The sequence below is a fragment of the Marinobacter alkalisoli genome, from assembly GCF_045449795.1.
Taxonomy (GTDB): domain Bacteria; phylum Pseudomonadota; class Gammaproteobacteria; order Pseudomonadales; family Oleiphilaceae; genus Marinobacter.
In genome coordinates this window covers 118,979-144,849 of sequence record NZ_JBJJLB010000041.1, presented here as the reverse complement: position 1 = coordinate 144,849, position 25,871 = coordinate 118,979, and the positions used below count along the sequence as shown (strand labels likewise).

Below are 25,871 nucleotides of genomic sequence, written 5' to 3'. Positions count from 1 at the left end.
AGAAGCGCACATGGATGTGCTCGTAGCGGTTCCCGGGAGGCGCTCCTGCCGGCTGGCCGTACACCTGTGGCCGACATATAGAAAACAAGCCGTCAGGAACCGATCGGCCGCTGATGCTTCAGCAAATGATTTTCCAGCTTGCGAAACGCGAACACCAGCGCAAACGTCAGCAGCATGTAGAGCAGCGCCACAAACAGGAAGGCATCAAACGGAGCGTAAAACCGCGAGTAGATATTCCGGGCAGCCCCGGTAAGATCCACAATGGTCACCACGCTGGCAATCGCACTCGCGTGAAGCATGAAAATCACCTCATTCGAGTACGCCTGCACCGCCCGCCGCGCCGCACTCGGCAACACAATACGCCGCATGCGCAGGAACCAGTTCATGCCATAGGCCTTCGCCGCCTCAATCTCACCATGGGGCGTCGAGATAATGGCACCGCGGATAATCTCGGTGGTATAGGCTGTCGTATTCAAGACGAACGCCAGCAGAGCGGGGTAGAAAGGCTCGCGGAAAATCTCCCACCAGAAAGTTTCCTGAATACCCTCAATCTGCGCCAGACCGTAGTAAATAATATAAAGCTGAATCAGCAGCGGCGTGCCACGGAACAGGTAGGTATAGAGCCATACCGGGCCCGAGATAAAGGGATTTCTGACCGTACGCATTATCGCCAGCGGAACCGCCAGCAATAAACCAATCACCAGGGACAGAAACACCAGGTGAACCGTCGTGACCAGACCATCCCAGTATTCCATGATGGTCATGGCGGTAAAGATATCGTTCTGGTTCAGCCACTGGGCAATAAAATCAGGCATCACTTACCCCTCCTGAACCACGCCGACGTTGGCCCGTTTATTGAGCCACTTGATAAACAGTTCCGAGCCTGCCGTCAGGGTCAGGTACATAAGCGCCACCGGAATGAAAAAGTGGAAAGGCATCCGCTCCGCCTTGGCGGCTTCCTCGGCTACGCGGACCATGTCCGTCAACCCGATGATGGACACCAGGGCCGTGGTTTTGAGCAGCACCTGCCAGTTGTTGCCGATACCCGGCAGGGCATGGCGCAGCATCTGCGGAAACATGATTCGGCGGAAGGTGTGCCAGCGGGTGAAACCATAGGCGCGGGCTGCCTCTATCTGACCGGAGTCCACGGCCAGGAAGGCCCCGCGGAAGGTTTCGGTCATATAGGCGCCAAAGATCAGCCCGATCGTGATCACCCCGGAGATGAACGGATCGAACTGGAAGAAAAAGTCGATTTCGTAAGCGTCCCAGACATAATCCGAGATCATGTTCACGACGACCTGACCGCCATAGTAAAACAGCATCATCATCACCAGATCGGGTACACCGCGGATAAGCGTGGTATAGGCCGTGGCAGCACCTTTGGCCGCCCGACTGTTTGATAGCTTGGCAGAGGCGCCGATCAGCCCAAGCGTCACAGAGAGGACAAGGGAGAGGAAGGCCAGTTCAGCGGTGACAACCGCCCCTTCCATCAGGGCCGGGCCATAGCCTTTCAAATCGAGCATGGGAACGTCCGGTAAGCAGGGGGCGGCCGTTGTGGCCGCCCCGAAGCAATTTTACATCTTGATGTCGTAAGCGAAGTACTTCTTCATGATGGTGTCGTAGGTACCATCTTCCTTCAGAGTGGCCAGGGCCGCGTTCACTTCTTCCGCCAGGTCCTTGTCACGCTTGCGCATCGCAACGCCAACGCCTTGGCCCAGCTTGACCGGATCCGCCACTTCCTTGAAGCCTTCCTTACTCAGTACGGTCTGCTCACCCACGGGGTAATCCACGAAGACCACATCCAGACGCTGACCTTCCAGATCCAGAACCATGTCGTCTGCTGTGGTGTAGCGCTTGATGGTGACGATGCCACCGAGTTCCTCGGTCACGAAGGTGTCCATGGTGGTACCGCGCTGAACACCAACGGTCTTGCCCTGCATGGCGTCCTTGTCATTCACGTCGGTGTCGAAGCCTTCAGGGGCAAACCAGCCGCCCGGGGTGTTGTAGTACGGCTCGGAGAACAGTACCCGCTCGGCACGTTCCGGAGTGATGGACATGGAGGACATGATCAGGTCGAACTTGCGAGCCAGCAGACCCGGGATCATGCCGTCCCATGCCTGGATAACGAATTCGCAGTTGGCGTTCATTTCTTCGCACATGGCTTCTGCCAGCTCGACTTCGAAGCCAGTCAGCTCGCCATTGTCGTCCTTGTATTCGAACGGCTCGTAGGGCACATCAAATGCGATGCGGAGGTTGCGTTCCTGGGCCTGCACGCCGCCTGCGATCATGGCCAGGGCACAGCTTGCTGCAATAATCAGTTTTTTCATGTGTCACTTCTCCAGTGTTTTGCCTTTTGGGCTTTATTTTTTGATGGAAGTTTGTGGTTCCAACTTTTTATTTCTTCACCGGTTCAAGATAGCACCGAGTGTCAGAAGTTGGGAGCCAGGAACTGTTTCATGCGTTCCGAATCCGGGTTATCAAACACTTTATCGGGTGTACCTTGTTCCTCGATCACGCCCTGATGCAAGAACAGGACCTGACTTGACACATCCCTTGCAAATGCCATCTCGTGGGTGACCACGATCATGGTGCGGCCTTCCTCGGCCAGGCTTTGCATCACCTTCAATACTTCTCCGACCAGTTCCGGATCCAGCGCTGATGTGGGTTCATCAAACAGCATGACCTCGGGCTCCATGGCCAGTGCGCGGGCAATCGCCGCACGCTGTTGCTGGCCGCCGGACATCTGGGCCGGGTAGTAATCCTTGCGCTCGTAGATTCCGACTTTGTTCAGGTAGGCCTCGGCGCGCTCAATGGCTTCCTTTTTGGGAACCTTGAGTACGTTGACGGGCGCTTCAATGATGTTTTCCAGCACGGTCATGTGGGACCAGAGGTTAAAGCTCTGGAACACCATCGACAGCTTGGCGCGGATCAGTTCAACCTGCTTGTTATCGGCGGGGATACGCTCGCCCTTGCGGTTCTTGGTGAACCGGATTGGGTCGCCGTGCACGATAATGTCGCCGGAGGTCGGGGTTTCGAGCATGTTGATGCAGCGCAGGAATGTACTCTTCCCGGAGCCGGAACTGCCAATCAGGGAAACCACATCACCTTTACGGGTTTCCAGCGAGATACCCTTGAGCACTTCAAGCTGGTCAAAGGTTTTGTGAATATCCCTGCAGATCAAAGGCGCTTGTTCCGCCATGGGCGACTCCTGAGGCTGTCATTCAAAGGCGCATGTTTTACGGACTGTAGCATCGGAAATCAATACCCCTTTCAAAGGGTTTTACCGAGAATTACAACAGATTCCGCCAAATCATTGTGTCGCAATGTTAGTGCAATGCAAGTTTTTTGCGTCGGTCGGACGGGTGACCGACGCCCCCTCTTCTTCAAGGTGCTTCAGGGATGTGATGACAAACCTGACGTGAGATGTCGCCGCTTTTTGCGCTGCGGCGGCACGACCGGAAAGTATCGCCCGGTATAGGCGGTGATGCTGTTTCATGATGGTTTGCCGCATTTCCTCGCGAGGGTTCAGGTTGGCCACGGACGCCTGCACGGTTAACAGCATCATTTTTTTCAATCCGTTCAGAATGTGAACCAGGACCGGATTGTGGGACGCCTCCACAATGGCCTGATGGAAGCCGTGGTCGGGTTCGGCATTGCTGAGTGGGTCGGTCTCTCCCAGCCGTTCGAAGGCACGGGTAATCCGTATCCGGTCCATGTTGGTGGCTCTTTGGGCGGCCAGCCAGGCAGCCTGGCCTTCAAGCTGTTCGCGCACTTCAAGCAGGTCATAAAGCGTGCGGGAGTGCCCGGAATACAGGTGCATCAGGGGACTGCTGTCATCGGCTTCCGAGCTGCCTGGCAAGATACTGGCTACGAACGATCCCTTACCGTGGTACGTTTTGATTACGCCCCGGCCCTGCAGCTCATGCAGCGCTTCACGGACAAGCGCCCTGGATACCCCAAGCCGAAATGCCAGCCGTCTTTCTGACGGAATTTTCTGGCCGGGCGCCAGGCCGCCGTCGAGAATCAGTTGTTCCAGCCGAAAAGAAATGTCTTCCGATTGAGCCATAACCCGCCTTGTTCCGATCACTACCTGTTGCTGACGAATGAACTAGAGTTGGTATACCTGACAGCATAGTCTCCAAAAACTGGTCAGACCAGTGCTCAATAATCTGGACTAACCTGTGCGTGATCCGGACTATGGAAACAGGTTGGGCGTCAGGACTTTGCACGCCCAAATGACTTCACCTGGCAGACATGGGAGCGACCACATATGTTGACGATCAATCGACTGGACTTGGGAGATGCGAGACTCCTGATTGAGGGGGCGGCACAGAAGGCTCGTGACATTGGCGTACCCATGTGCATCGCGATAGTGGATGAGTCCGGCAACCTCATCGCTTTTGAGCGAATGGACGGCGGCAAGATTACCAGTGTGACCATCGCGCAGGACAAGGCGTTTACTGCTGCCGCTGCCAAGAAAGCCACTCACGACTACAACAAGGTCAACGTACCGGGCAGCCTGGCGTTCGGTATTCATACCGAAGTGGGCGGCCGCATCAGTTCCGTCGGTGGCGGACTACCCGTAATTGTCGACGGCGAAGTGGTGGGCGGTATCGGCCTGAGTTCCGGTACCCCGCAGCAGGACATGGACTGTGCCCAGGCCGGTATCGACCACTTTGAAACCAAACGCGGTTAATGGCTGTCACAGCTGAAGCGACACATTCCCAGAGACTGATATGACCATCAAGCCGAAAGTCAGCAAAGCCGACCTGGCGGAGCAGTTCCGGACGTTTATCGACCCGGACTATGTCATTACCGATGACGAAACCATGAAGCCCTACGAATGCGACGGCATGTCCATGTACTGCGAAATGCCGTTGTTGGTGGTGCTGCCGGAAACCGTCGAACAGGTACAGCGGGTGATGCGCATCTGCAATGAAAACGCCGTGCCGGTGGTGGCCCGTGGCGCGGGCACTGGGCTCAGTGCCGGTGCCATGCCCAACAAGGAAGGCGTGGTGCTGTCACTGGCCAAGTTCAATCGTATCCTTAATATCGACCCGCTGGCGCGCACGGCCAGTCTGCAGCCCGGCGTTCGTAACCTGGCGATCAGCGAGGAAGCGGCCCAGTATGGCCTCTATTACGGTCCCGATCCTTCCTCCCAGATTGCCTGCACCATCGGCGGCAATGTGGCGGAAAACTCCGGCGGCGTGCATTGCCTGAAGTACGGCCTGACCGTCCATAACATCCTTAGCGTGGAAATGGTCACCGCCGAGGGCGATGTGGTTACCGTCGGTAGCGATGGTCTCGACAGTTGCGGCATGGACCTGCTGGCGCTGATGACCGGCTCCGAAGGCCTGCTCGGTGTGGTCACCGAGGTCAAGGTCAAACTGCTGCCCAAACCCGAAGTGGCCCAGGTGGTCATGGCCGGTTTTGACAGCGTGCAGAAAGGCGGTGATGCGGTGGGCGGCATCATCGCCCACGGCATCATCCCCGGTGGTCTGGAAATGATGGACGGCCACGCCATTATCGCCGCCGATGACTTTGCCCATGCCGGTTATCCGCGGGATGCCAAGGCCTTGCTGCTGTGCGAAGTGGACGGCACCGAAGAAGAAGTGCATGAACACATCGCCGAAGCGGAAGATGTCTTCCGCAAACTGGGCGCCACCTCGGTGCGAACCTCCCAGAGTGAAGAAGAGCGCGCACTGCTGTGGAAAGGACGCAAGTCCGCCTTCCCTGCGGTGGGCCGTATCTCGCCGGATTACTACTGCATGGACGGCACCATTCCCCGCCGTGAAATCGCCCACGTGCTGACCGAGATGGAAAAAATGTCGGAAGAATTCGGCCTGCGGGTGGCCAACGTATTCCATGCCGGCGACGGCAACCTGCACCCGCTGATCCTGTTCGATGCCAACGTACCCGGCGAATTCGAACGCACCGAAGCGTTCGGCAGCAGCATCCTTTCCCTTTGTGTGGAAGTAGGCGGCTGTATTACCGGGGAACACGGTGTGGGTGTGGAAAAAGTCCGCCAGATGGCCGTGCAGTTCAACGACGAAGAGCTGCAGCAGTTCCACGACGTTAAAGCCGCGTTCGACCCGAAGGGCATCCTGAACCCCGGTAAAGGCGTACCGGCTTTGCGTTTCTGCCAGGAATACCGCTCACTCGAATACAAATTACACAAGCACGACCATACGGAAGCCGCCCATGGCTGATCATCTCCAGACACTCCGGGAGCAAGTGCTCCAGGCCCGCGATGGTGGGCAAAAACTCAATATCGTTGGTGGTGGCACCAAGGCCTTCATGGGCCGCACCGCCGACCCGGATGCCGGTACTCTCAACGTGGGGGAACACACCGGAATCGTCGATTACCACCCGGTGGAACTGGTGCTCACCGTGCGCGCCGGCACCACCCTGACAGAAATAGAAGCGACCCTGGCCGAAGAAGGGCAGGCGCTGCACTTTGAACCGCCCCATTTCGGCGAAGGCTCCACCATCGGCGGTACCCTGGCCTGCAACCTCTCCGGCCCCGGCCGCCCCTGGGCCGGCTCCGTGCGCGACCAGGTGTTGGGTGTACGGCTGATCAACGGCAAAAGCGAACACCTGCGCTTCGGCGGCCAGGTGATGAAAAACGTCGCCGGTTATGACGTTTCCCGCATGCAGGCCGGCGCCATGGGCACCCTCGGCGTGCTGACCGAAATCAGCATGAAAGTCATGCCCAAACCGGCCGCCACCCTGACTTTGGTTCAGGACATGGCAATGGCCGACGTCATCCACTACATGAACAGCCGCGCCGCCGAACCCAAGCCCATCACCGCCGCCTGCTGGCTCGACGGCAAAGTCTACCTCCGCCTGTCCGGCGCCCGCTCGGCGGTAGAAGCCACCGCCCAGAAATGGTCTGGCGAAGTGATGGAAAACGGCGACCAGTTCTGGCGCCAGATCCAGGATATGCAGCACGAATTCTTCACCGACGACGACCCGTTATGGCGATTCTCCGTCGGCTCCACTGCTGCTAATCCCAAGCTCGACGGCCCCTGGCTGATCGACTGGGCCGGTTCCCAACGCTGGTACCGGGGCGACGCCGAGATGAAACAGATGGAAGCACTGGCGAAGGATGCTGGGGGACAAGTCAGCCTGTTCCGTGGCGGTGATCGCGAGGGTGAAGTGATGCATCACCAGCCGGATGCCCTGAAAGGCATACAGCGCCGCGTGAAAAATTCATTCGATCCCAATGGCATATTCAACCCTGGGCGGCTTTACAGTTGGTTGTAGTCAACTGAGATGCCCGGGAAGTGATTGGCTGCCCCTTTTCTGAAACTGTGCGGAGCCATGGATGGCGGAGCCCAAGCGCACATGGATGTGCTTGAAGCGTGTTTCAGAAAAGGGGCAGCCACTCACTTGTGCACCGAATTTTGAGAATAGGTAAACCATGCAAACAAATTTAGTCCAACAATATGCCAACACCCCGGAAGGGCAGGAGGCCGAATCCATCCTGCGGGCCTGTGTCCACTGCGGCTTCTGCACGGCAACCTGTCCCACCTACCAGGAACTCAATGACGAGCGCGACGGCCCCCGTGGCCGCATCTACCTCATGAAAATGTTCCTCGAAGGCCAGGAAGTCACCGAAAAAACCCGCGAACACCTGGACCGCTGCCTCACCTGCCGCAGCTGCGAAACCACCTGCCCCTCCGGCGTCCAGTACGGCCGCCTGATAGATATCAGCCGCGGCCTGATGGAAGAAGAAATGCCCCGCCCGCCAAAAGACAAGTGGGTACGCTGGGCACTGGCGCGCGTCCTCCCCAACCGCAAACTGTTCGGGGTGTTGCTGCGCCTCGGCCAACTGTTTCGCCCGGCGCTGCCGGAAAAACTGCGCACCAAAGTACCACCCAGAAAAGAAGCCAGCCCCTGGCCTGCGGCGAGCCATAGCCGCATCGTGCTGGCACTGGCCGGTTGCGTGCAGCCGGCCGCCACCCCCAACACCAACGCGGCTGCCGCCCGTGTGCTCGACCGCCTCGGCATCACCATGGTGGAAGCGCCGGAAGCCGGTTGCTGTGGCGCAGTGAACTACCACCTGTCCGAACACGAGAAAGGCCTGGAGCGCATGCGCCAGAACATCGACGCCTGGTGGCCCGCCATCGAAGCCGGCGCCGAAGCCATCATCATGACTGCCTCTGGCTGTGGCGCCATGGTGCAGGACTACGGCCACCTGCTGCAGGATGATCCGGTCTACGCCGCCAAGGCCAAAAAGGTGAGTGAACTGACCATCGACCTGGGCGCATTCCTGCTCAAACAGGACTTGGATAAGCTCAAAGTGCACCAGAATCCGGGCAAGGTGGCCTTCCATTGTCCCTGCACCCTGCAACACGCCATGCAACAGAACGGCGTAGTGGAACAGGTGCTGACCAAAGCGGGCGTGACCCTGGCTGCCACCAAAGACAAGCACCTGTGTTGCGGGTCAGCGGGTACATACTCCGTGCTCCAGCCGGAGCTCAGCCAGAAGCTGCTGGGTAACAAACTCAAGGCACTGACCGTCGATAACCCGGACCGCATCGTCACCGCCAATATCGGTTGCCAGATGCACCTGGAAACCAAAGCCACTGTGCCAGTTCAGCACTGGATCGAATTACTGGACCAATAACCTCTGCTATAGTCCCCGGCTTACAACTGAAACCACAGGGAGTGGAATCGTATGCCAGGGAGTTTGGTAGTCTTGTTTATTGTCTCGCTATTTACCTTAGTATTCGCGTCGTCCGCGTCAGCAGGTGTTTACACCTGGACCGACGCCGACGGTGTGGTTCACTTTACCGACAAACAACCGCCGACCCGCAACCACGACACCGTCACGCTCAGTGAACCTTCGGTGGTGCCTATGTCCGAGAACATCGAGCAGGGTAGGCGGGTAACGACCATCAACCAACAGGTCAGTCGCAGTCTGGAGCGATCAGACTCAGGCCGGCGTTCTGCCGGTGGCAGCAAAAAAACGGACGCGCGTCACCAGAAAACGTGTGAGGGATACCGTAAGCGACTCGACCGGATTCAGCAGAAACTCAGGGCCGGTTACAGTAATGACCAGGGCAACCGCCTGCGGCGTCAGCGCAGAGAGGTGAGCCAGGCCCTGAGCCGTGAATGTCTGTTGCGGTAGGGCCCCTTCACTATTGGAGTCGGGCAGGTTACTGCCCGAATGTGGTGGTCACCAGATAGGCGGTATAGCCGACAAAGCAGGCCATGAGCAGGGTGCCTTCCACTCTGTTGATCCGGCCCGGACCACGGAAGCCATAGCCAAGCACAAACAGCGCAAAGGTAAGGCCAGCCATCACCGGAAGGTCCCGCACCAGAACTTCATCCGCGACCGGCATGGGTGAAATCATGCCGGCGATGCCCACCACCGCAAGTGTGTTGAACAGGTTGGAGCCCAGAATGTTACCCAGAGCCAGATCGTGCTCACCCTTGCGGGCAGCAATAACAGACGATGCCAGCTCCGGCAACGAGGTTCCAACGGCCACAATGGTCAGGCCGATGATCAGATCGCTTACGCCAAAAGCCGTGGCCAGATCCACCGCCCCCCATACCAGAATGCGGGAGCTGATAATCAGCAGGATCAGCCCGGCTATCAGCCAGAACACCGCCTTGCGAATGGGCATGGCATGGGCTTTCAGCTCCACGCTCACTTCATCCGCGAGTGGGTCATCCGGTTTCTTCATACCTGACCAAATACTCCAGGAAAGTAGTGCCGCAAAGGTCAGCAGCAAGCCAACGGCATCCAGCCGGCTGAGGGAACCATCCAGAATCTGCCAGGCCGCCAGAAGCGTCACCAGGATCAGAATGGGCAGTTCCTTCCGCATGACCTGAGAATGCACAGCAATCGGAGAAATCACTGCGGTGATACCCAGAATCAACGCAATATTGGTGATGTTGGAGCCGTAGGCGTTACCCAGCGCCAGCCCGGGGTTGCCCTGAGAGGCGGCCAGAGCCGAAACCACCATCTCTGGTGCGGATGTGCCAAAACCAACCACCACCATCCCGATCAGCAGCGGCGGCATGCCGAAATGTCCGGCGGTGATTGCAGAGCCCTCAACAAACCGATCAGCACTCCAGACCAGCAGGGCAAGACCGGCAAAAATGGCAAGTAAGGCAATGAGCACGTTAGTGAACTCCTGTGTAAGCGTTGCGATATTTGACGGTACGCGCCTTCTCGGCGCAATTACACACATCTACCTATGCATTCATGGGGATAAATCCGGATTGGCGCATCCGGAATGCCTCGAATGTTTTTTACGAAACTCGGTAGGCGTGCAGCCCTTGAGTTTGCGGAATGCGGTATTAAACGTGGACTTTGAGTTGAACCCCACGTCGTAACAGATTTGTGAAACATTGAGATCGGTACCGGACAGGGCCTTGCAGGCGGCCTGTATGCGATACCCATTCACCCATTCATAGAAATTGGATCCGGAACACAGGTTGATGGCAGCGGATGCGTTGTGGGTGGTTGTACCGCATTGCTCGGCGAGTTTCCCGAGTGTCAGTGAGCTGTTCCTGAACAGGTCCTTTTCCATGGCAATAGTGAGCTCCCGGAACAGAAGCCGTTCAGCTTGTGCTGCGGCTTCGTCGCCAGACATTTCCGGTAGCGCTGCGGGGAGGCCTTCGTTGTGTACCGGGGCTTCCCTTGGAATATGCATGGGCGGGTGGGCATGAGTCAGCAGCAGGTAAGTCAGGTACGCGGTAGTCGGCGCCAGCACGTAGATGACAGAAAAGCTCTCGCCGAATGCGATATAGATAGCGATGCGGATGGTCATGCTGGCAACGATAATCAGTTGGATCAGCTGCAGGTGACCGATCCACTCCCGCACCGCGGGCTTACGGGTGTTGACCCCCCGCAAGTGCTGTATCCACCAGTAAGTCAGGCTAAGGCCGCCGATGACCGCCAGATACGAATTACCATAGAGAGTGACCGGCTCCCAGAGCGACTCAGATGTACGGGCCTGAAGCATCCAGTGTATCTTGAGTTTGCCCGGCAGGCTCCAGAAGGGAATGGCAAGCAGTGCGACCGCAATCATGGGGGAGGCATGCAGCCACCGATTTTTCTTCCGTGCCAGGACATTTTCACCCTGCAGCGCTCTGATGTATCCGTAGATGCAGAAAGGAATCAGTACTATGACCGGATCTGCCAGCTTCAGGAAAAACGGAACCTGCCGGAACCAGCCGCTGGCATGATAGAGAAACTCGAGAGACTGTAGGACGATAAGGCAGACGAGTGCCAGTAAATAGGCCATGGGCAGCCGATCCTGCTGTCGCTTCACAAACCAGCCCAGACTGGCGAGAAGCAGGATCCCTCCGATGCACAGGCACACCAGTGCTGCAGCAGCCGTCCAGTAATTCATTTTGACCTCGCGTTCGGATAGATCGAGACGAACTCGTAATCTGTTGTTATCAAATAATAAATCATTGTTTTGTCGGGTCCATCGACACGGACGACCAGGGCCTTGTTATGCCGTTAAATGGTTGGCTCCAAACCACAAACATAACAAGAGAGAAACCTGCTATGCGTATACCTGTCGGTATTCTTCTGCTTGGCTCTGCCATATTATCAGGCTGTGGCGGCGGCTCTGACAATTCAAGCCATCAGCCTGCGCCGGAGCCGGATACAGACTATCAGGCGACGATTCGGTATACCGAATCCGGCGTGCCTCACATCACCGCTGAGAACTATGGATCTCTGGGGTATGGCATCGGGTATGACCATGCCCGACACAACCTGTGTACTCTTTCCGAGCAACTGGTCAAGCTCAAATCCCGCAAGTCCCGATACTTCGGCCCGGGTGACAATAACGCAAATCTATTGACGGATGTGGGCTACAAGGCGCTGGACTATCCCGGCCAGGCCGCTGACCTGTTCGGCCAGTTGTCAGAAAGGTCCACCGAGCTTCTGGAGGGCTATGCAGCCGGATTCAATCGCAACCTCGAAGAGCGGCAGGGGCCAGCGGATTATCCGTCTCCCTGTCGGGGCGCCGAATGGGTTGAGCCGATTTCAGCCCAGGATCTGTTGGCTTACCAGCTGGATCTGGCGGGGCTCTCAAGTGCTCGGAATTTCCTCAGCGCCATTGCTGCCGCGCAGCCGCCCGCCGCGAAAGCGCACACTTTGCAGGCCACGCTCGACGTCAGCCAGGTGCTGACCGCCGAAGGTATCGGCAGTAACGGCTGGGCGCTGGGGCGGGACAAAGTGGATGGTGCCAGCAGCCTGCTTCTGGGCAACCCTCATTTTCCATGGGATGGCGAACTCCGGTTTTACCAGAACCACTTGACCATTCCCGGGGAGCTCAACGTCAATGGCGTCACCTTGATCGGGTTGCCAGCTGTTGTTATCGGGTTCAACCATAACCTTGGCTGGACCCATACGGTGTCCCAGTCCAAACGTTTCACGCTTTACCAGTTGACCCTGGACGAGGAAGATCCCACCCGCTACCTGTACGATGGCTCCTATCGTGATATGACGAAAAAGAACGTCACCATCGAGGTGAAGTTGCCGGACGGCAGCCTGACGGAACATAGCCAGCCGGTCTATTTCAGCCACTACGGGCCGATGGTCAATCTTGCCTCTCTGTCGCCCGCTATGGGCTGGAGCAGCTCGTCCGCCATTACATTCCGAGATGCTAACGTCGGTAACATCCGGATGCTTGATCAGTGGCTGGCCATGGGAAAGGCGGACAACCGCGAGACATTCTTCCAGGCCTTTGAAGATCATCAGGGTATTCCCTGGGTCAATACCGTGATGATTGACAAGGAGGGCACCGCGAACTTTATTGACGGCACTCAGGTCCCGAGGCTCAGTGCCACCGCCGAGCAATATTGGCGTATGGCGTCTCAGTCTCCGGAGCTGGCTCCGATCTGGCTGGACGGCGCCGGTAGTGTCCTGCTGCCGGGTGATGATTCCGGGTATGAGTGGGTCGATACCGGTAAAGCCGGGGCCCCCGGACTGGTGCCATTTGCCGATGCTCCGAAACAGACCCGCACGGATTACGTGTTCAATGCCAACAGCAGCCACTGGCTCACCAACCTCGACGAGCCTCTGGAAGGGTTCAGCATTCTCTATGGCCCGGAACAGACCGTTCGCAGTACCCGTACCCGCTATAACGCACAGTTGATCAGCGATAACAGTGGCGGCGGGCTGGCAGGGCCGGATAGCCTGTTCTCCCTGGAGGAACTTCAGAGTGTGCTGACGCACAACGGTTCCCTTTTTAGTGGCGAATGGCGCAATGAGCTGACCCAGCGCTGTACCAACTATCCCACCGTTGACTACCAGGGAGTCGAGTTTGATCTGACGCCGGCCTGCCAGACCCTGATTGACTGGGATGGTCGCTACAACACTGACAGCGCCGGCGCCCATCTGATGCGCGAATTCCTTGTTGCCTTCAGGGTTTCAGGTCACCGGGCGCTGGCTGACAACCTGTTTGCAGAAGGATTCGATGTGATGGCTCCGGCATCCACGCCTGCAGGCCTGGCTGCCATTGACCCGGCAGCGCCGAAAGAAGATCCGGTTCTCAAAGCGCTCGCAGCCGCTGCGGACCGGCTGACAAGCGCCGGTATTAGCCTCGCCGCGCCTCTGGGCGATTTGCAGTATGTCCTGAAGGCCGAGGGAAAGCAGCCGATTCCGGTATCCGGGGGGTACTCCTTCGAGGGCGTGTTCAACATGGCGGAAACCACGGCAGCCTCCCGGAGCACATCGGATCTGGCCAATACGCTGACCGGAACGCCGGTACCCGACAGTCTGCTATTTGCCCTGGATGAGAATGGGGACGGTGCCGAAGAGTTGGCCTATCGCATCAACTACGGCTCTAGCTTCGTGATGGCGCTGGAGTTCACCGATGACGGGCCATACGCGGAGATGTTCCTGTCCTACAGCCAGGATCATGATCCGGAAGGCGAGTACTTTGAAGATCAGACCAGAAAGTACAGCGAGCTGGAATGGCGCCCGATGTTGTTTGACAGCAGCGATGTTGAGGCGGCTCTCGTGGACACCATCGAGTTAAGGGAGTAACCGACGCCTGCCGGGAAACTGACCGGGCCGATTAGCGGCCCGGTAGTGTTGTGGTAGGTTCATGCTCGCTTGAAACTGGCCAGGGCAACCGCAGCTGTCACGAACAGGCCGCCGAATACCCGGTTCATCTGCCGCTGGCGGTATGGTGTGGTCATAAAGCGGAAGAGCTGGCTGGCTAGCAGGGCGTAGCCCAGCATGACCAGGCAATCCACCAGGATAAGCGTCGCACCCATGGTGACCAGTTGCGGGCCATGGGGCTGCCCGGCGACCAGGAATTGCGGGAACAATGCCACCAGGAAAACCGTGGCCTTTGGGTTGGTCAGGTTGACCAGGGCCGATTGCCAGAAACGCTTTTGCCCACTCACCATGGGCTGGTTCTCAGCAACGCTCTCAACCACCGGCTCCCGCCATTTCTGGATGCCCAGCCAGATCAGGTAAGCCACCCCCAGCCACTTGATAATCGCCAACGCCCATACTGATGAGGCGACCAGCGCCCCGAGACCGGCGCCAACCAGCAAAATCTGGGCGCCATAACCCAGTTGCAGCCCGAGTATGGCCGGCATAGACTGCTTCACGCCGTAACGTAGTCCGTTACTCATGGTGTTCACTGCACCCGCACCCGGCGAGATGCTGATCAATACCGCTGCCACCATGAAAGTCAGCCAGAGTGTGAGTGACATTCCTTATAGTCCCTTTGCTGAAGTGTGAACGGAAGGTGCTAAACTGGCACCGCAAACCCATGATAGCGCCAACAGGAGAAATCGCCATGGCCAGGAAGCGGGCAAAGCCCACACAACACAGCGCGGTGCAGCGCGAACTGAGAACCCCGAAGTATCACATGCGGGTGGTGGAAGACAAAAGCAAGTACAAGCGCAAGCGTGACAAGACGGTGAGAATCGAGGATTTCCGCAAGGCTGCCTGATGGGTGGTTTTACGAAAATCCTTGATTCTCCCTCCTGTAGAGCTCTCACGTTTTTATGCCCCAGATTCAGCTGGCGATATTATTGGGAATGACGGTCGCACTGGGACCGTTGGCACTGGACGCCTACCTGCCAGCCTTTCCGGACATCTCTGATGGCCTGGGCGTGTCCCACGGACAGATCGGGTTAACCCTCAGTGCCTACGTTGGCGCATTGGGGCTGGCGCAACTTGTCGGTGGGCCGTTATCTGATCGTTATGGCCGCCAGCAGGTTCTGTTGGGCGGGCTCTCCATATTTGCTGCAGCGGCCTTGATGGTTGCCCATGCCGACACGATAGATCAGATGTTGTTCTGGCGGGTCGTCCAGGGGATTGGGGGGGCTTTCTGCGCGGTATCGGTTCCGGCTATTGTCCGGGATCAGAGCCATGGTTCCGAGGCGGCCCGTTTGTTCGGGCTTATCGGGTTAATCATGTTTGTGGCCCCCGCGCTCGCGCCTTCCATCGGTTCCGTGCTGCTGGTGATCAGTGATTGGCCGGCGATCTTCCTGATGTTGACGGTATACGCCGTGTTGCTGGCCATCGTCCTGCACTTTGCATTGTTCCGACGCCTGCCGAAGCGGGAGAGGGAGGCTACCCCTGTCTCCACTCTTGTGACCAACTACCTGCTGGTGCTGCGGCACCCGGTGACCATGAGGTTTATTGGTCTGCAGGCGCTGTGCTTCAGCGCCATGCTGGTGTTCATTACCCATGCGTCCTTCATCTACCAGGAGTGGTTCGGGTTATCCAAGGCCATGTTCTCCGGCCTGTTCGCCGCCAACATCGGGGCCATGGCTTGCGTTAATCTGTTGAACCGTCGGCTCCTGAATCGTTTCGAATCCGTCGACATTCTCAGGGTGTCGGTTTTCCTCCAGACCGTTGCAATCATCGCGTTGGTGCTATCCGCCTGGGCCGCCGCTCCCTATTGGGTTGTCGCAGCATGCATCATCGTTGCCGTGGCCTTCATGGGGGCCATCGTGCCCAACAACATGGCCAACGCCCTGGAGTTCTTCCCGCAACTCGGTGGCACTGCAGCCGCCTTGCTGGGCGCAGCGCAATTCACCACCGCTGGCGCCATCAGTGCGATATCAGCCACGCTCAGTGGCGGTTCGCTGCTGCCCATCGTGTTGACCATGGCGGTTTGTGTGGCAGGGGCTGCGGTTCTTGCCGCCGGGGCGCCGGGGGCGGTTCGGCGCGAGCTGGCGTTGTCCCGGTGAGATTCACTGTCGCCCGCAACCGGTGTATCGCACGCCATCAGCCGGGCGATACAAGGCCTTAACGGAAAATGCAGTGCTTGGCGAAATCGCCAGCTTCGTTCGTCGTCCAGTCTCCCTTCGGCTTCTCCTCCATATCCACGCACCAGGCTTCGCTGCCGACCTCCGGGCTACAAGCGGTCAGGATGAATAGAGCGGCGACTGCAGTGACTGCCTTCAAAGCTGTTGTCATGGGAGCTCCCCCTGTTGAAAAGGCGGCATTATGGCAATTACCGAGGCTGGATGGGAGAGGTCTCTCCAATCAAAACGTGTATGCTCAAAGTCAGGAATTTATCAACACAGGAGGGGCGACGTTGAAAGATCTTGAACAGCACAAAAAGATCGCCGTACTGATCGATGCAGACAACGCCCAGTTGTCAAAGTTGCCGCTGATCATTGAGGAGCTGTCCTCTCATGGGCATGTGGTTGTGAAGCGGGCTTATGGCGACTGGTCGGTGGACAGCCTCAAGAACTGGAAGACCGTTCTCAATGAACTGGCCATCCAGCCTATCCAGCAGTTCGCCTATACGAAGGGCAAGAACGCCACCGATGCGTCCATGATCATTGACGCCATGGACCTGCTGTATTCCTCCAAGTTTGATGCTTTTGCCCTTGTCTCCAGCGACAGCGACTTCACCAAGCTGGCGTCCCGGCTGAGGGAATCCGAGATCTACGTATTCGGATTCGGCGAGAAAAAGACTCCGGTATCGTTCCGCAGTGCCTGTGACGACTTTCTTTTCACGGAAAACCTTGAGTATCCGGAGGAAGTGACGCCGGATGAGCCGGCCAAAACCGAAAAAGAAACCCCGAAAAAGAAATCCGAAAAGCTCCCTGAGGAAGTGGCACTGCTCAAACGAGCCTGGGAACAAACCCAGGACGAACAGGGGTGGGCGACCTTCTCCGCAGCCGGCTCCTTCCTCAAACGCACCCGCCCGGATTTCGACCCCAGGACCTATGGCGCCAAGAAGTTTTCTGATTTGTTGGTCGCGAGATCCGAGTATTTTACGGTCAAGAAGGGGGCTGACGGGCAGGGGTATAGGGCTTACAGGCCAGTCAACGAGAAGTAATCAGGCAGCTGTCTCTGTACGATTCGCGAAACTACGTTTGAAGTGTCTGGTTTGGAGCGGAAGAAGATCCTTCATGAATGGGCGCAAGTCATAATCCAGGCCCCATTGTTTGGCGAGGGTGTCAACTTTCAACTGGCTTTCCCGGTGGGGAACATCGGCCTTGGCTGATTGGGCAACTTCCTGGAGCTTGGTTTTCTGTTCAGCTGAGAGACAGTTGAAGCGAGAGAGACGATCAAGCAAATAGCCAGCGACGCGCTTGTCCTCAACGGAAAGCCCGGATAATGATGGCAAGTAATTCTTGTGCCAGAGCTCCAGGGCGGCTCGCATCACCTCTTGGGCAGTAGCGTCAGATAAGCCTTTTTTGGACAACTCTAAGAATGCGCTCATGATTGATCAAAAAAACGTCAGGGTTTATAGGTTTTTATAGCGTGCTCAATATGGCTTGTCAAAGTGCTGACATTACCGACGTAGTATTTAGAGGCTTCAAGGGCTCGCATTCTGAACTCCTCAATATCAAGGCCGTGGGAAAAAAGTGTGTGGATGTCCTCGATGTCTTGCTCTCCATAACGGCCCAGTTTTGAAACAGCCAAGTCTACTTTTTGTACAACATAGACCTCGAGCGGCGAGCTATCCTCAATTGGATTCAGTCGAATTGCTTCTTCCTGGTAGAGTTCGTGAATCGGGGCTAATGTTGGGTTGAAGGTTTCGTCCAGGACGATAGAAGATGGACCTGTATCTGGGTCATCATAGAAAATGTCGTCGAGTTCCAGGACAAGTTCTCCCATGGAAACCTTCTCGGCGGCCTCAAGCTCAACGTCCAAATCACTGCTTCCCCGAGCTTTGGTGTGCAAGTGCAGGGCACAACCACCGAAAATATATGCACGACAGCTTCCGGGAGGATTTCCTTTCTCAGCAAGGATCTCTGATAGGTTATCCACCAGTTCAAGTATAGCCTTTCCCATTGGGGTGTCCGTGTGGAGCGTCATAGAGGAAATCCTTGATCGTTGTCTAACGGGAGTTGCTCGGTCGGGATGGCCCGAGCTTACCTCCAGCAAATATGCCCGGCCATCCCCGCGCAATTGGCTAAGCAGCTCGGTGGCTACATGCCGGGTTGTTTGATGCGGCGGCGGACCTGTCGCTTGCCTTCTCGGCGAACTACTAAGAATTCCTTGGTAGTTGGCTGCTCGACCAGTTTCTCATCTTTATAGATGTTCCGCAGGTGCATGAGAACGTTTTCGGGTGTCGTATCGAATAGCTGACCCATTTGTGCCTGGCTCAGCCAAACCGTTTCATGCTCCATCGCCACTTCCAGCCGCGCCTGGCCATCGCTTGCGGTGAAGAACCGTACCTGTTGTTCAGTCATGACATTTCCTTGTCCAGGTTGGTGGTCTTCAGCATTTCGAGGGGCAGGATTTAATCACCGTGAGCAAGGAAGTTAAGGTGATAGACATCCGCATAAAAGATCCGATACTTCCACGAGGGTAGCTAATCTACGTATGCCGTCATACCTTTGCCAGCCACTTCATTGTGAAGGGCGAAGATATTCTTACCCTTCAGAAAATACTGGGTCACTCTGATATTAAGCTGACAATGAGATATAGCCATCTTTCGCCACAATTTATGCAGAAAGTCGTCGAGATAGATCCTTTGTCTATCGTCTATGGTAATTAGGTGATTTATAGCGAAGGAGTTAATTATGAGTACGACAGACATGATCGAAAAGTGGCATGAGAAGTGTCGATTGGCGAATGAAGCCCAAGAAAGGTATGACCAAGATCGTACTTCCGAGAATTACTCAAGGCTTCAGCAAGCCCTCTACGAAAGAGGTCTCATTGAGGAAGAAATGAACCCTGGCGCCACTCACTCACACCGGGCGTAATTTTGCGTGGACACTTCGTGGACACCAGAAACAACAAAGCCCGCACAAGGCGGGCTTTGTCAGAATTCTTAATGGTGCCCGGAGGCGGAATCGAACCACCGACACGGGGATTTTCAATCCCCTGCTCTACCGACTGAGCTATCCGGGCGTGTTGCGTTACTGCTGTGCAACGGGGCGCTATTAAACCGGTTTCGTTGTTTTGAGTCAAGGCTGAGGGGGAAAAATTTCCGGATCTTTTGCGGATTGCTCAGCCTTTGATCAATAAGGGTTATTTTTCCGGGGGTACGTAGCCTTCGGCTTTGTCGAAGGGCTCGTTGTTGAAGAAGCGCTCCATCTGGGCCTGCAGGTATTTGCGGGTGTTCGGGTCCATCAGGCTCAGGTGTTTTTCGTTGATCAGCATGGTTTGCTGGTTCTGCCATTCTTCCCAGGCTTTCTTCGAGACGGTTTCCCAGATCTCCTGGCCTTTCTTGCCGGGCATGGGCGGGAAATCCAGTCCTTCCAGTTCTTCCTGGTACTTGCGACAGAAAACGGTGCGGCTCATGTCTGCTCCTGTTGGAATTGGCCGTATGGATAGCTGCGCAGATGATAACAGATCGGAGCCCGGCACGGGGCAGTGTGCGGGCTCAGAGCAGGGCGGTCTGCTCCGGGTTGGTCAGCAGGGTGCGTATCGGGGCAGGCAGGCCCAGGGTGAGGGCCTGGTCCCGGTGTAGCCAGCGCTGGTTGTCGTTATCGGCGATGCTGCTGCTGGCGGTTACTGAAAGCCTCGCGGGCTGGATGTGCAGGTGATAGTGGCTGAAGGTGTGGCGGAAGCCGCCGATCAGTTCAGCGTCACTGCAATCAAAGCCATACGCCTGCTCACAGGCCTCAGGCAGTTCATCCGGACTGAATGCCGGGTCAAGCTCGGGCAGGCTCCACAATCCGCCCCAGATGCCGCTGGGAGGGCGCCTTTCCAGCATGATCCGTCCCTCGTGGTCTTCGAGGATGACCATCCAGGTGGTTTTCTCCGGTTTGGCTTTTTTGGGTTTTGAGCCGGGGTACAGGCTGACTTCGTTATTGCTGTGGGCAAGGCAGCCGCTTTGCAGCGGGCATGAATCACACTTGGGGCGTGAGCGGGTACAGACCATGGCGCCCAGATCCATGATGGCCTGGGTGTAGTCCCGTACCCGGGTGTCCGGGGTATGTTGTTCGGCATGTTCCCACAAAGTGTTGAGCACTCTGGTCTGTCCCGGCCAGCCCGGTACGGCATGGTAACGTGCGAGCACGCGTTTCACGTTGCCGTCGAGGATGGCTGCCCGTTTGCCGAGCGCCTGGGCCAGGATGGCGGCCGCTGTGGAGCGGCCAATGCCGGTGAGGGATTCCAGTTTCTCCTGGTCTTCCGGGAACTCACCGCCAAAGTCGTTCACCACGGTTCTGGCGGCTTTTTGCAGGTTGCGGGCGCGGGCGTAATAGCCCAGGCCGGACCAGTGGCTGAGTACGTCATCCACTGGCGCTTCCGCCAGGGCCTGCACGTCCGGGAACCTTTGCATGAAGGCCTGGAAGTAGGGGATCACGGTGGCGACCTGGGTTTGCTGCAGCATGATTTCCGACACCCAGACCCGGTAAGGGGTGCGGTTGTAGTGCCACGGCAGGTCATGCCTGCCGTGTTGGTCATACCATGCAAGCAGATCCCGGGCGAAACCGTCACTCATTAGTTAAACAGCCCCTTCACCGCGTCCTTGATTTTGTCGCCTTCTTCGCCCAGTTGTTCGTCGATTTTTTCCTGAACTTTTTCTTTGGCTTTGTCTTTGGCTCTATCGGTTTCTTCCTTGACCTTTGCCCGTGCGGCGTTGGCGGCGATGTCCTTCAGGGTGTCGCGGAAGCGGGAACCGTCAAATGAACACAGGCCGGCGGCGTCTTCGGAGAAGTTACCACGGCATTCAACGGGGATAACAACGTCTTCAACGTATTCCGTTACGCGGCAGGCCTCATCACGGTGGATTTCACCGACAATCCGCAGGCCCAGTTCGTAATCCAGGTCCGTTTGCTTCAGGTCAACCGTGCCGTCGCCTTCCAGACGCATGCCCGCCAGGGCCGCGACCAGGTCGGTATTGTTGAGGGTGTTGCCGTCGATCTTCAGTGTGCCCTTCATATCGTTAAAGGGCGTGGTAGCTCCCCAGTCACTGGTGCCCAGGCTTTCCTGGTTCGCCAGCGCGATGCCCTGGCACGCCATGCGCGTCAGGTTCATTTTACGGAATTCGCCTTCGGCCAGATTGAATGCGATTTCGCCCTTGGCGTTTTCACGCAGTGCCGAGATGCGGTTGCCAGTGGTTTTCACGTCCACGGACAGGTTGGCGCCACCGGAAAGCATGTCGACTTCCGCGAGGTCTGTCAGCAGCGGCAACGTCTGCACATTGTTGACCTTGGAGCCGATGGTCCATTTCGGGTTATCCGTGCGGGCGTCCAGGGTAACGTTGGCGCCGAAGCTGCCGTAGTATAGCTTGCCGCTGAACTCGTCCACTTTCAGTACGCCGTTTTTGGCGGTAATGGACGACTTGATCTCGTTGATGTTGAGGTTGCTGATGATCAGCTCGCCCAGGCCGAGGTCAATGTCCAGCAGCAGGGTGCGCAGGGTTTCCAGTGGCAGAAGATCGCTTTCCTCAGCCGATGCCTGCGCTGTACCTCCTGTCTCCTCGGGGGCATCGCTTGTGTCGCTGGCGGCTTCGCTGCCGTCGTCTTCCTTGGTGGGCGGCAGGTAGCGGTCAGCGTTGATTGCGTCACCCTGCAGGTTCAGTGCAACGGCGCTGTTGCTCAGGGTGTAGCTACCACCGCCTGAGAATGTGGTGTCATCCAGGCTGATGGACAGGTCGCTCAGTTCAACCGTGCCGGCTGGGCCGCCGATGCTGGTGGAGAAGGCGACAGCCTCGAGTACTTCGGGATCTTCGGTTTCAATAGCTGGCTGGCCGAGAGCTGCCATCAGGCTCTTGAGGGAGAACTCGTCAATGCTGAGGGTGCCGTTGAGCTGTGGCTTGTCGCCAAAGCCATTGACCGTCAGGTCGGTGTTGAGCTTGAGGTCGGCGAGGCTGGCGGTAAAGCCGTTGATGCTGGCGGTTTCGTTTTCGAGGTTGGCCTCGATGGAACCGGCCAGTTCAGCGGTTACTGCTTTGCCACCGAACGGCTCGCCGTTCATGTCGAAAACGGCCTCAAGGTCGGAGATGCCGAACTCGTTGAGGGCTTCGTTCGCGGCGAGACGGGCGCTCAGGCTGCCATCCACCACAAGTTGGGGTTGTCTGGTTTCAACCCGGAAGCTGATGTCCAATGGAAAGCTGCTGCCCAGGGTGATGTTACTGGCATTCACCGTGAAGTCTTCCAGGGTCACGGACTGGCCGGTGCTCGCATCATTGTAGTGAACCTGGGCATTGCTGATTTCCACGTTCTCGACATTGAAGTTCAGCGGCTCGCCGCCAGCGGCTTCGGTGTCCTCCTGGGCTTGCTCGCTTTGCTGTTCTTCAGCCGGTTCCTGGCTTTCACTCGCTTCACCTTCCGGCATGATGCGGGTCCAGTTGCCATTGCCGTCCTTATCCACGTTCAGGCGCGCATCCAGACCATCCAGCAGGAAGGTATTCACCCGTGGTGACATGGCAATCAGTGACCAGAAGTCCACCTGTGCCACCAGCTGCTCCATCCGCACGAAGCGTTCGCCCTCAAGGGTGGCTTCCACGCCATTGAGCTCCAGGCCGAGGGGAATGAAAGACCAGCCGATGTCACCCTCCAGGATGAGATCGAGGTTGGTGTTGTCTTCGGCGGCTTTCTCGATCTGTGGCTTGTAGTCATTGGGATCGATGACCATAACAGCGATTGCAACAGCGGCAATGGCCAGAATGATCAAACCGACGATTGCGAAGGCGATATAGCGAACAGCTTTCATAATTCAGGCTTCCTTCCATTTTTATGCGTTCGGGCAGCGCAGGACGAACAGACTTAAGGATAACGCAGGGTTAACAAAATAAAAGCGCGGATGTATGACAATACGTTAGTGATAGGCCAAAATAGGCGTCCTGTTTTCTGACAATTTTCTGACAACAACGTTGTGACAACTTTACAAAGATAAAAAGGAGCTGGCTGTGGCTATCACTGTATCGATCGAGCTGAACCGGGAACTGGACCTGCCGGGCAGTTACGATGAGGTGTTCGACCTCCTGGCCGACGTCCCCCGTTCTGCCAGCCACTTCCCGAAAGTGGACAAGTTGGTGGATCTTGGCGATAACGCCTATCGCTGGGAGATGGAGAAGGTGGGTGTCGACAAACACGCCATTCAGTCCGTCTATGCCTGTAAATATTCTGCGGACAAAAGCAGCGGCAGGATTACCTGGGAGCCGGTAAAAGGCGAAGGCAACGGCGTGGTTCGTGGTTCGTGGACGATTACCTCGAAAGGGGATGACGTTACCGCCGTCAAATTCCAGACCAACGCGGAACTCACCGTGCCGTTGCCCGGCATGTTGAAGCTGGCCATCAGCCCGGTCATCAAGCATGAGTTCAACAGCCTGGTGGACACGTACATGAGTAACCTGAAGAAAGCCTTCTGAGGTTCGGGTATCAACCCCATTGAAGGTCATGGTAGGACTCGGGGATGCAGAAAAGGTATAATCTGCAAATAATCAGTTTCCGGCATTTTGCCTATTCATAACCTGGAGTCCCCATGGCCGAACGTAAGGCTCGGGTAGAGAGAAATACCCTTGAAACGCAGATCACCGTCGAGATCAACCTGGACGGTACCGGGCAATCCTCCTTTGATACCGGTGTGCCCTTCCTTGAGCACATGATGGATCAGATTGCCCGCCATGGTCTGGTGGATCTGAACATCGTCTCCAAGGGCGACCTGCACATCGATGACCACCACACCGTGGAAGACATCGGCATCACCCTGGGGCAGGCCTTCAAGCAGGCCGTTGGCGACAAGAAAGGTATCCGTCGTTACGGTCACGCCTATGTGCCGTTGGATGAAGCCCTCTCAAGGGTTGTGATCGACCTGTCTGGCCGCCCCGGTCTGATGATGGACGTTCCCTACACCCGGGCTGCCGTAGGTGGCTTTGACGTGGACCTTTTCGAGGAGTTCTTCCATGGCTTCGTTAACCACTCCATGGTGAGCCTCCACATCGATAACCTGAAGGGCAAGAATACCCACCACCAGATTGAGACGGTATTCAAGGCCTTCGGGCGCGCCTTACGTATGGCTATCGAGATGGACGAGCGCATGGCGGGCATTACTCCGTCCACCAAGGGCTCGTTGTAGAAAGGCTCACTGTAACCGGTCATCGAAGGACACCGCATTACCATGAAAACCGTTGCCATTATCGACTACGGCATGGGCAACCTACACTCTGCTAAAAAAGCGGTAGAGCACGTAGCCCCGGACACCACCGTACTGGTTACCGACAACGCCGATCAGATCCGCGAAGCCGACCGGGTGATATTGCCCGGGGTCGGCGCCATTCGTGACTGCATGGCCGAAATCCGCCGTTTGGGCGTGGACACCCTGGTGCGCGAAGTGTCACAGGATCGCCCGTTTCTGGGTATCTGCGTTGGCATGCAGGCACTGATGTCCCGCAGCGAGGAAAACGGTGGCGTAGACTGCATCGACCTGTTTCCTTCTGAGGTGCGCTACTTCGGCGACAACCTGGCAGAAAACGGAGAGCGTCTGAAAGTGCCCCATATGGGCTGGAACGAGGTCTACCAGACCATCGAACACCCGCTCTGGCACAACATTCCGGACGGCGACCGTTTCTACTTTGTGCACAGCTACTACGCCGAAGCCGAAGGCAACGCCGACATCGCCGGCCGCGGCCATTATGGCGTTGATCTGGCGGCCGCGGTGGCGAAAGACAATATCTTTGCAGCGCAGTTCCACCCGGAGAAAAGCGCCCGGGCGGGACTGCAGTTACTGAAGAATTTTACTGAGTGGACTGGAAAATGCTGATTATCCCCGCCATTGATCTGAAAGACGGCAAATGCGTTCGCCTGCGTCAGGGCCGCATGGACGACTCCACGGTATTCGGTGACGATCCCGTTGATATGGCGACCCGCTGGGTGGAAGCCGGCGCCCGCCGCCTGCACCTGGTTGACCTGAACGGCGCCTTCGCGGGTGAGCCGGTCAACGGCGAAATCGTCCAGGCCATTGCCCGTAAATACCCGGACCTGCCCATCCAGATTGGCGGCGGCATCCGCTCGGCGGAGACCATCGAAGCGTACCTGAAAGCGGGCGTACAGTGGGTCATCATCGGCACCAAAGCCGTGAAAGAGCCGGACTTCGTCACTGAAATGTGCAAGAAATTTCCGGGCCATATCATTGTTGGTCTGGACGCCAAAGACGGCCGCGTCGCAACCGACGGCTGGGCGGAAGTCTCCGAAGTGATGGCTACGGATCTGGCGAAGCGCTTTGCCAACGACGGCGTCGATTCTATTGTTTACACCGATATCAGCCGTGACGGCATGATGCAGGGTGTGAACGTTGAAGCGACGGCGGCGCTGGCCGAAGCTGGCGGTATTCCTGTTATCGCCTCCGGTGGCGTCACCAACATGGATGATCTCAAGCGTCTGGCGACCGTGGCGGACAAAGGCATCCTCGGAGCCATCACCGGGCGCGCCATCTACGAGGGCACGCTGGATGTGGCAGAGGCACAGGCCTACTGCGACAGCCTGAAGGCATAAGGACACAT

At 57.1% G+C, this 25,871-nt stretch carries 29 protein-coding genes and 1 tRNA gene; 14 read left to right on the top strand and 16 right to left on the bottom strand.

Features of this window, described 5'->3' with window-relative positions; translation table 11 throughout:
• Nucleotides 1-92: 92 nt before the first annotated feature.
• The 5 genes from ACJO3M_RS17205 to ACJO3M_RS17185 all read right to left on the bottom strand — a co-directional run bounded on the left by ACJO3M_RS17205 (nt 93) and on the right by ACJO3M_RS17185 (nt 4,066).
• Entirely contained in the window at nt 93-815 is a 723-nt protein-coding gene (locus ACJO3M_RS17205; protein WP_407002613.1) for an ABC transporter permease, read from the bottom strand.
• A 3-nt stretch (nt 816-818) separates the two neighbouring features.
• A complete protein-coding gene (locus ACJO3M_RS17200; RefSeq protein WP_407002612.1) occupies nt 819-1,523 on the bottom strand; it encodes an ABC transporter permease in 705 nt (234 codons plus the stop codon).
• Between the two features lie 51 nt (nt 1,524-1,574).
• Nucleotides 1,575-2,327 (bottom strand): transporter substrate-binding domain-containing protein, encoded by a 753-nt coding sequence (locus tag ACJO3M_RS17195; protein WP_407002611.1) that lies wholly within the window; start codon nt 2,325-2,327, stop codon nt 1,575-1,577.
• A gap of 101 nt (nt 2,328-2,428) precedes the next feature.
• Nucleotides 2,429-3,199, bottom strand: coding sequence for an ABC transporter ATP-binding protein (locus tag ACJO3M_RS17190; protein WP_407002610.1), 771 nt, complete (start codon nt 3,197-3,199; stop codon nt 2,429-2,431).
• Between the two features lie 111 nt (nt 3,200-3,310).
• Nucleotides 3,311-4,066, bottom strand: a complete 756-nt coding sequence (locus ACJO3M_RS17185; protein ID WP_407002609.1) for an FCD domain-containing protein — start codon at nt 4,064-4,066, stop codon at nt 3,311-3,313.
• A 204-nt stretch (nt 4,067-4,270) separates the two neighbouring features.
• Here ACJO3M_RS17185 and ACJO3M_RS17180 point away from each other — a divergent pair, with 204 nt between their 5' ends.
• The 5 genes from ACJO3M_RS17180 (at nt 4,271) to ACJO3M_RS17160 (ending at nt 9,136) form a co-directional block, all read left to right on the top strand.
• A complete protein-coding gene (locus tag ACJO3M_RS17180; protein WP_407002608.1) occupies nt 4,271-4,696 on the top strand; it encodes a GlcG/HbpS family heme-binding protein in 426 nt (141 codons plus the stop codon).
• 40 nt (nt 4,697-4,736) lie between these two features.
• Entirely contained in the window at nt 4,737-6,209 is a 1,473-nt protein-coding gene (locus ACJO3M_RS17175) for an FAD-linked oxidase C-terminal domain-containing protein (RefSeq protein ID WP_407002607.1), read from the top strand.
• Complete coding sequence (gene glcE, locus ACJO3M_RS17170; RefSeq protein WP_407002605.1) at nt 6,202-7,266, top strand: glycolate oxidase subunit GlcE; 1,065 nt, start codon at nt 6,202-6,204, stop codon at nt 7,264-7,266. The genes ACJO3M_RS17175 and glcE overlap by 8 nt, the downstream gene beginning before the upstream one ends.
• 157 nt (nt 7,267-7,423) lie before the next feature.
• Complete coding sequence (glcF, locus tag ACJO3M_RS17165; RefSeq protein WP_407002604.1) at nt 7,424-8,632, top strand: glycolate oxidase subunit GlcF; 1,209 nt, start codon at nt 7,424-7,426, stop codon at nt 8,630-8,632.
• Between the two features lie 51 nt (nt 8,633-8,683).
• Nucleotides 8,684-9,136 carry a DUF4124 domain-containing protein gene (locus tag ACJO3M_RS17160; protein ID WP_407002603.1) on the top strand — a complete coding sequence of 151 codons (453 nt, stop codon included), beginning with the start codon at nt 8,684-8,686 and terminating at the stop codon, nt 9,134-9,136.
• Nucleotides 9,137-9,164: 28 nt separating this feature from the next.
• Here ACJO3M_RS17160 and ACJO3M_RS17155 read toward each other — a convergent pair whose 3' ends face one another.
• Together ACJO3M_RS17155 and ACJO3M_RS17150 are read right to left on the bottom strand one after the other, a co-directional pair.
• Nucleotides 9,165-10,136 (bottom strand): calcium/sodium antiporter, encoded by a 972-nt coding sequence (locus ACJO3M_RS17155; RefSeq protein ID WP_407002602.1) that lies wholly within the window; start codon nt 10,134-10,136, stop codon nt 9,165-9,167.
• A gap of 81 nt (nt 10,137-10,217) precedes the next feature.
• Nucleotides 10,218-11,372 (bottom strand): helix-turn-helix domain-containing protein, encoded by a 1,155-nt coding sequence (locus ACJO3M_RS17150; protein WP_407002601.1) that lies wholly within the window; start codon nt 11,370-11,372, stop codon nt 10,218-10,220.
• A gap of 161 nt (nt 11,373-11,533) precedes the next feature.
• Between ACJO3M_RS17150 and ACJO3M_RS17145 the strand changes: the two genes are divergently transcribed.
• Complete coding sequence (locus ACJO3M_RS17145; protein ID WP_407002600.1) at nt 11,534-14,026, top strand: penicillin acylase family protein; 2,493 nt, start codon at nt 11,534-11,536, stop codon at nt 14,024-14,026.
• A 59-nt stretch (nt 14,027-14,085) separates the two neighbouring features.
• Here the strand turns inward: ACJO3M_RS17145 and rhtB are convergent, their stop codons facing one another.
• Entirely contained in the window at nt 14,086-14,706 is a 621-nt protein-coding gene (rhtB, locus tag ACJO3M_RS17140; protein ID WP_407002599.1) for a homoserine/homoserine lactone efflux protein, read from the bottom strand.
• A gap of 86 nt (nt 14,707-14,792) precedes the next feature.
• Between rhtB and ACJO3M_RS17135 the strand changes: the two genes are divergently transcribed.
• Together ACJO3M_RS17135 and ACJO3M_RS17130 are read left to right on the top strand one after the other, a co-directional pair.
• Nucleotides 14,793-14,948: a hypothetical protein gene (locus ACJO3M_RS17135; protein ID WP_407002598.1), complete on the top strand. Its 156-nt coding sequence runs from the start codon at nt 14,793-14,795 to the stop codon at nt 14,946-14,948.
• Between the two features lie 55 nt (nt 14,949-15,003).
• The gene (locus ACJO3M_RS17130; RefSeq protein WP_407002596.1) at nt 15,004-16,197 is read left to right on the top strand and encodes a multidrug effflux MFS transporter; all 1,194 of its coding nucleotides are present in this window, start codon (nt 15,004-15,006) and stop codon (nt 16,195-16,197) included.
• A gap of 58 nt (nt 16,198-16,255) precedes the next feature.
• Here ACJO3M_RS17130 and ACJO3M_RS17125 read toward each other — a convergent pair whose 3' ends face one another.
• On the bottom strand, nt 16,256-16,426 hold the full coding sequence (locus ACJO3M_RS17125) for a DUF3012 domain-containing protein (RefSeq protein ID WP_406987512.1): 171 nt from the start codon (nt 16,424-16,426) through the stop codon (nt 16,256-16,258).
• A 121-nt stretch (nt 16,427-16,547) separates the two neighbouring features.
• On the opposite strand from ACJO3M_RS17125, the gene ACJO3M_RS17120 reads away from it, so the two are divergent.
• Nucleotides 16,548-17,300 carry an NYN domain-containing protein gene (locus tag ACJO3M_RS17120; RefSeq protein ID WP_407002595.1) on the top strand — a complete coding sequence of 251 codons (753 nt, stop codon included), beginning with the start codon at nt 16,548-16,550 and terminating at the stop codon, nt 17,298-17,300.
• On the opposite strand, the gene ACJO3M_RS17115 is transcribed toward ACJO3M_RS17120, so the two are convergent.
• The 3 genes from ACJO3M_RS17115 to ACJO3M_RS17105 all read right to left on the bottom strand — a co-directional run bounded on the left by ACJO3M_RS17115 (nt 17,301) and on the right by ACJO3M_RS17105 (nt 18,663).
• Nucleotides 17,301-17,687: a hypothetical protein gene (locus tag ACJO3M_RS17115; RefSeq protein WP_407002594.1), complete on the bottom strand. Its 387-nt coding sequence runs from the start codon at nt 17,685-17,687 to the stop codon at nt 17,301-17,303.
• Nucleotides 17,688-17,704: 17 nt separating this feature from the next.
• Nucleotides 17,705-18,286 carry a DUF6036 family nucleotidyltransferase gene (locus tag ACJO3M_RS17110; RefSeq protein WP_407002593.1) on the bottom strand — a complete coding sequence of 194 codons (582 nt, stop codon included), beginning with the start codon at nt 18,284-18,286 and terminating at the stop codon, nt 17,705-17,707.
• 113 nt (nt 18,287-18,399) lie between these two features.
• A complete protein-coding gene (locus ACJO3M_RS17105; RefSeq protein WP_407002592.1) occupies nt 18,400-18,663 on the bottom strand; it encodes a virulence RhuM family protein in 264 nt (87 codons plus the stop codon).
• Nucleotides 18,664-18,788: 125 nt separating this feature from the next.
• Here ACJO3M_RS17105 and ACJO3M_RS17100 point away from each other — a divergent pair, with 125 nt between their 5' ends.
• Nucleotides 18,789-18,971, top strand: coding sequence for a tyrosine-type recombinase/integrase (locus ACJO3M_RS17100; RefSeq protein WP_407002618.1), 183 nt, complete (start codon nt 18,789-18,791; stop codon nt 18,969-18,971).
• A gap of 280 nt (nt 18,972-19,251) precedes the next feature.
• Here ACJO3M_RS17100 and ACJO3M_RS17095 read toward each other — a convergent pair.
• From ACJO3M_RS17095 to ACJO3M_RS17080, 4 genes are all read right to left on the bottom strand, one after another.
• Nucleotides 19,252-19,327 (bottom strand) — tRNA-Phe (locus ACJO3M_RS17095).
• Nucleotides 19,328-19,447: 120 nt separating this feature from the next.
• Nucleotides 19,448-19,720 carry an oxidative damage protection protein gene (locus ACJO3M_RS17090; protein WP_012136792.1) on the bottom strand — a complete coding sequence of 91 codons (273 nt, stop codon included), beginning with the start codon at nt 19,718-19,720 and terminating at the stop codon, nt 19,448-19,450.
• A gap of 82 nt (nt 19,721-19,802) precedes the next feature.
• On the bottom strand, nt 19,803-20,867 hold the full coding sequence (mutY, locus tag ACJO3M_RS17085; protein ID WP_407002591.1) for an A/G-specific adenine glycosylase: 1,065 nt from the start codon (nt 20,865-20,867) through the stop codon (nt 19,803-19,805).
• On the bottom strand, nt 20,867-23,083 hold the full coding sequence (locus ACJO3M_RS17080; RefSeq protein ID WP_407002590.1) for an AsmA family protein: 2,217 nt from the start codon (nt 23,081-23,083) through the stop codon (nt 20,867-20,869). The genes mutY and ACJO3M_RS17080 overlap by 1 nt, the downstream gene beginning before the upstream one ends.
• 196 nt (nt 23,084-23,279) lie before the next feature.
• Between ACJO3M_RS17080 and ACJO3M_RS17075 the strand changes: the two genes are divergently transcribed.
• The 4 genes from ACJO3M_RS17075 (at nt 23,280) to hisA (ending at nt 25,863) form a co-directional block, all read left to right on the top strand.
• Nucleotides 23,280-23,741 (top strand): SRPBCC family protein, encoded by a 462-nt coding sequence (locus tag ACJO3M_RS17075; RefSeq protein WP_407002589.1) that lies wholly within the window; start codon nt 23,280-23,282, stop codon nt 23,739-23,741.
• Nucleotides 23,742-23,854: 113 nt separating this feature from the next.
• Nucleotides 23,855-24,448 carry an imidazoleglycerol-phosphate dehydratase HisB gene (gene hisB / locus ACJO3M_RS17070; RefSeq protein ID WP_407002588.1) on the top strand — a complete coding sequence of 198 codons (594 nt, stop codon included), beginning with the start codon at nt 23,855-23,857 and terminating at the stop codon, nt 24,446-24,448.
• Between the two features lie 42 nt (nt 24,449-24,490).
• Nucleotides 24,491-25,132 carry an imidazole glycerol phosphate synthase subunit HisH gene (hisH, locus tag ACJO3M_RS17065; protein ID WP_407002587.1) on the top strand — a complete coding sequence of 214 codons (642 nt, stop codon included), beginning with the start codon at nt 24,491-24,493 and terminating at the stop codon, nt 25,130-25,132.
• Complete coding sequence (gene hisA, locus ACJO3M_RS17060; protein ID WP_012136786.1) at nt 25,126-25,863, top strand: 1-(5-phosphoribosyl)-5-[(5-phosphoribosylamino)methylideneamino]imidazole-4-carboxamide isomerase; 738 nt, start codon at nt 25,126-25,128, stop codon at nt 25,861-25,863. Before hisH ends, hisA begins: the two co-directional genes overlap by 7 nt.
• Nucleotides 25,864-25,871: the final 8 nt, after the last annotated feature.

Coding starts and splice junctions, on each gene's coding strand:
- ACJO3M_RS17180 (WP_407002608.1), top strand. CDS start 4,271: ATGTTGACGATCAATCGACTGGACTTGGGAGATGCGAGACTCCTGATT.
- ACJO3M_RS17125 (WP_406987512.1), bottom strand. CDS start 16,426: ATGACAACAGCTTTGAAGGCAGTCACTGCAGTCGCCGCTCTATTCATC.
- hisA (WP_012136786.1), top strand. CDS start 25,126: ATGCTGATTATCCCCGCCATTGATCTGAAAGACGGCAAATGCGTTCGC.
- ACJO3M_RS17190 (WP_407002610.1), bottom strand. CDS start 3,199: ATGGCGGAACAAGCGCCTTTGATCTGCAGGGATATTCACAAAACCTTT.
- ACJO3M_RS17105 (WP_407002592.1), bottom strand. CDS start 18,663: ATGACTGAACAACAGGTACGGTTCTTCACCGCAAGCGATGGCCAGGCG.
- ACJO3M_RS17175 (WP_407002607.1), top strand. CDS start 4,737: ATGACCATCAAGCCGAAAGTCAGCAAAGCCGACCTGGCGGAGCAGTTC.
- ACJO3M_RS17195 (WP_407002611.1), bottom strand. CDS start 2,327: ATGAAAAAACTGATTATTGCAGCAAGCTGTGCCCTGGCCATGATCGCA.
- ACJO3M_RS17090 (WP_012136792.1), bottom strand. CDS start 19,720: ATGAGCCGCACCGTTTTCTGTCGCAAGTACCAGGAAGAACTGGAAGGA.
- hisB (WP_407002588.1), top strand. CDS start 23,855: ATGGCCGAACGTAAGGCTCGGGTAGAGAGAAATACCCTTGAAACGCAG.
- glcE (WP_407002605.1), top strand. CDS start 6,202: ATGGCTGATCATCTCCAGACACTCCGGGAGCAAGTGCTCCAGGCCCGC.
- ACJO3M_RS17150 (WP_407002601.1), bottom strand. CDS start 11,372: ATGAATTACTGGACGGCTGCTGCAGCACTGGTGTGCCTGTGCATCGGA.
- ACJO3M_RS17185 (WP_407002609.1), bottom strand. CDS start 4,066: ATGGCTCAATCGGAAGACATTTCTTTTCGGCTGGAACAACTGATTCTC.
- ACJO3M_RS17205 (WP_407002613.1), bottom strand. CDS start 815: ATGCCTGATTTTATTGCCCAGTGGCTGAACCAGAACGATATCTTTACC.
- ACJO3M_RS17160 (WP_407002603.1), top strand. CDS start 8,684: ATGCCAGGGAGTTTGGTAGTCTTGTTTATTGTCTCGCTATTTACCTTA.
- ACJO3M_RS17200 (WP_407002612.1), bottom strand. CDS start 1,523: ATGCTCGATTTGAAAGGCTATGGCCCGGCCCTGATGGAAGGGGCGGTT.
- ACJO3M_RS17145 (WP_407002600.1), top strand. CDS start 11,534: ATGCGTATACCTGTCGGTATTCTTCTGCTTGGCTCTGCCATATTATCA.
- mutY (WP_407002591.1), bottom strand. CDS start 20,867: ATGAGTGACGGTTTCGCCCGGGATCTGCTTGCATGGTATGACCAACAC.
- glcF (WP_407002604.1), top strand. CDS start 7,424: ATGCAAACAAATTTAGTCCAACAATATGCCAACACCCCGGAAGGGCAG.
- hisH (WP_407002587.1), top strand. CDS start 24,491: ATGAAAACCGTTGCCATTATCGACTACGGCATGGGCAACCTACACTCT.
- ACJO3M_RS17115 (WP_407002594.1), bottom strand. CDS start 17,687: ATGAGCGCATTCTTAGAGTTGTCCAAAAAAGGCTTATCTGACGCTACT.
- rhtB (WP_407002599.1), bottom strand. CDS start 14,706: ATGTCACTCACACTCTGGCTGACTTTCATGGTGGCAGCGGTATTGATC.
- ACJO3M_RS17110 (WP_407002593.1), bottom strand. CDS start 18,286: ATGACGCTCCACACGGACACCCCAATGGGAAAGGCTATACTTGAACTG.
- ACJO3M_RS17080 (WP_407002590.1), bottom strand. CDS start 23,083: ATGAAAGCTGTTCGCTATATCGCCTTCGCAATCGTCGGTTTGATCATT.
- ACJO3M_RS17130 (WP_407002596.1), top strand. CDS start 15,004: ATGCCCCAGATTCAGCTGGCGATATTATTGGGAATGACGGTCGCACTG.
- ACJO3M_RS17135 (WP_407002598.1), top strand. CDS start 14,793: ATGGCCAGGAAGCGGGCAAAGCCCACACAACACAGCGCGGTGCAGCGC.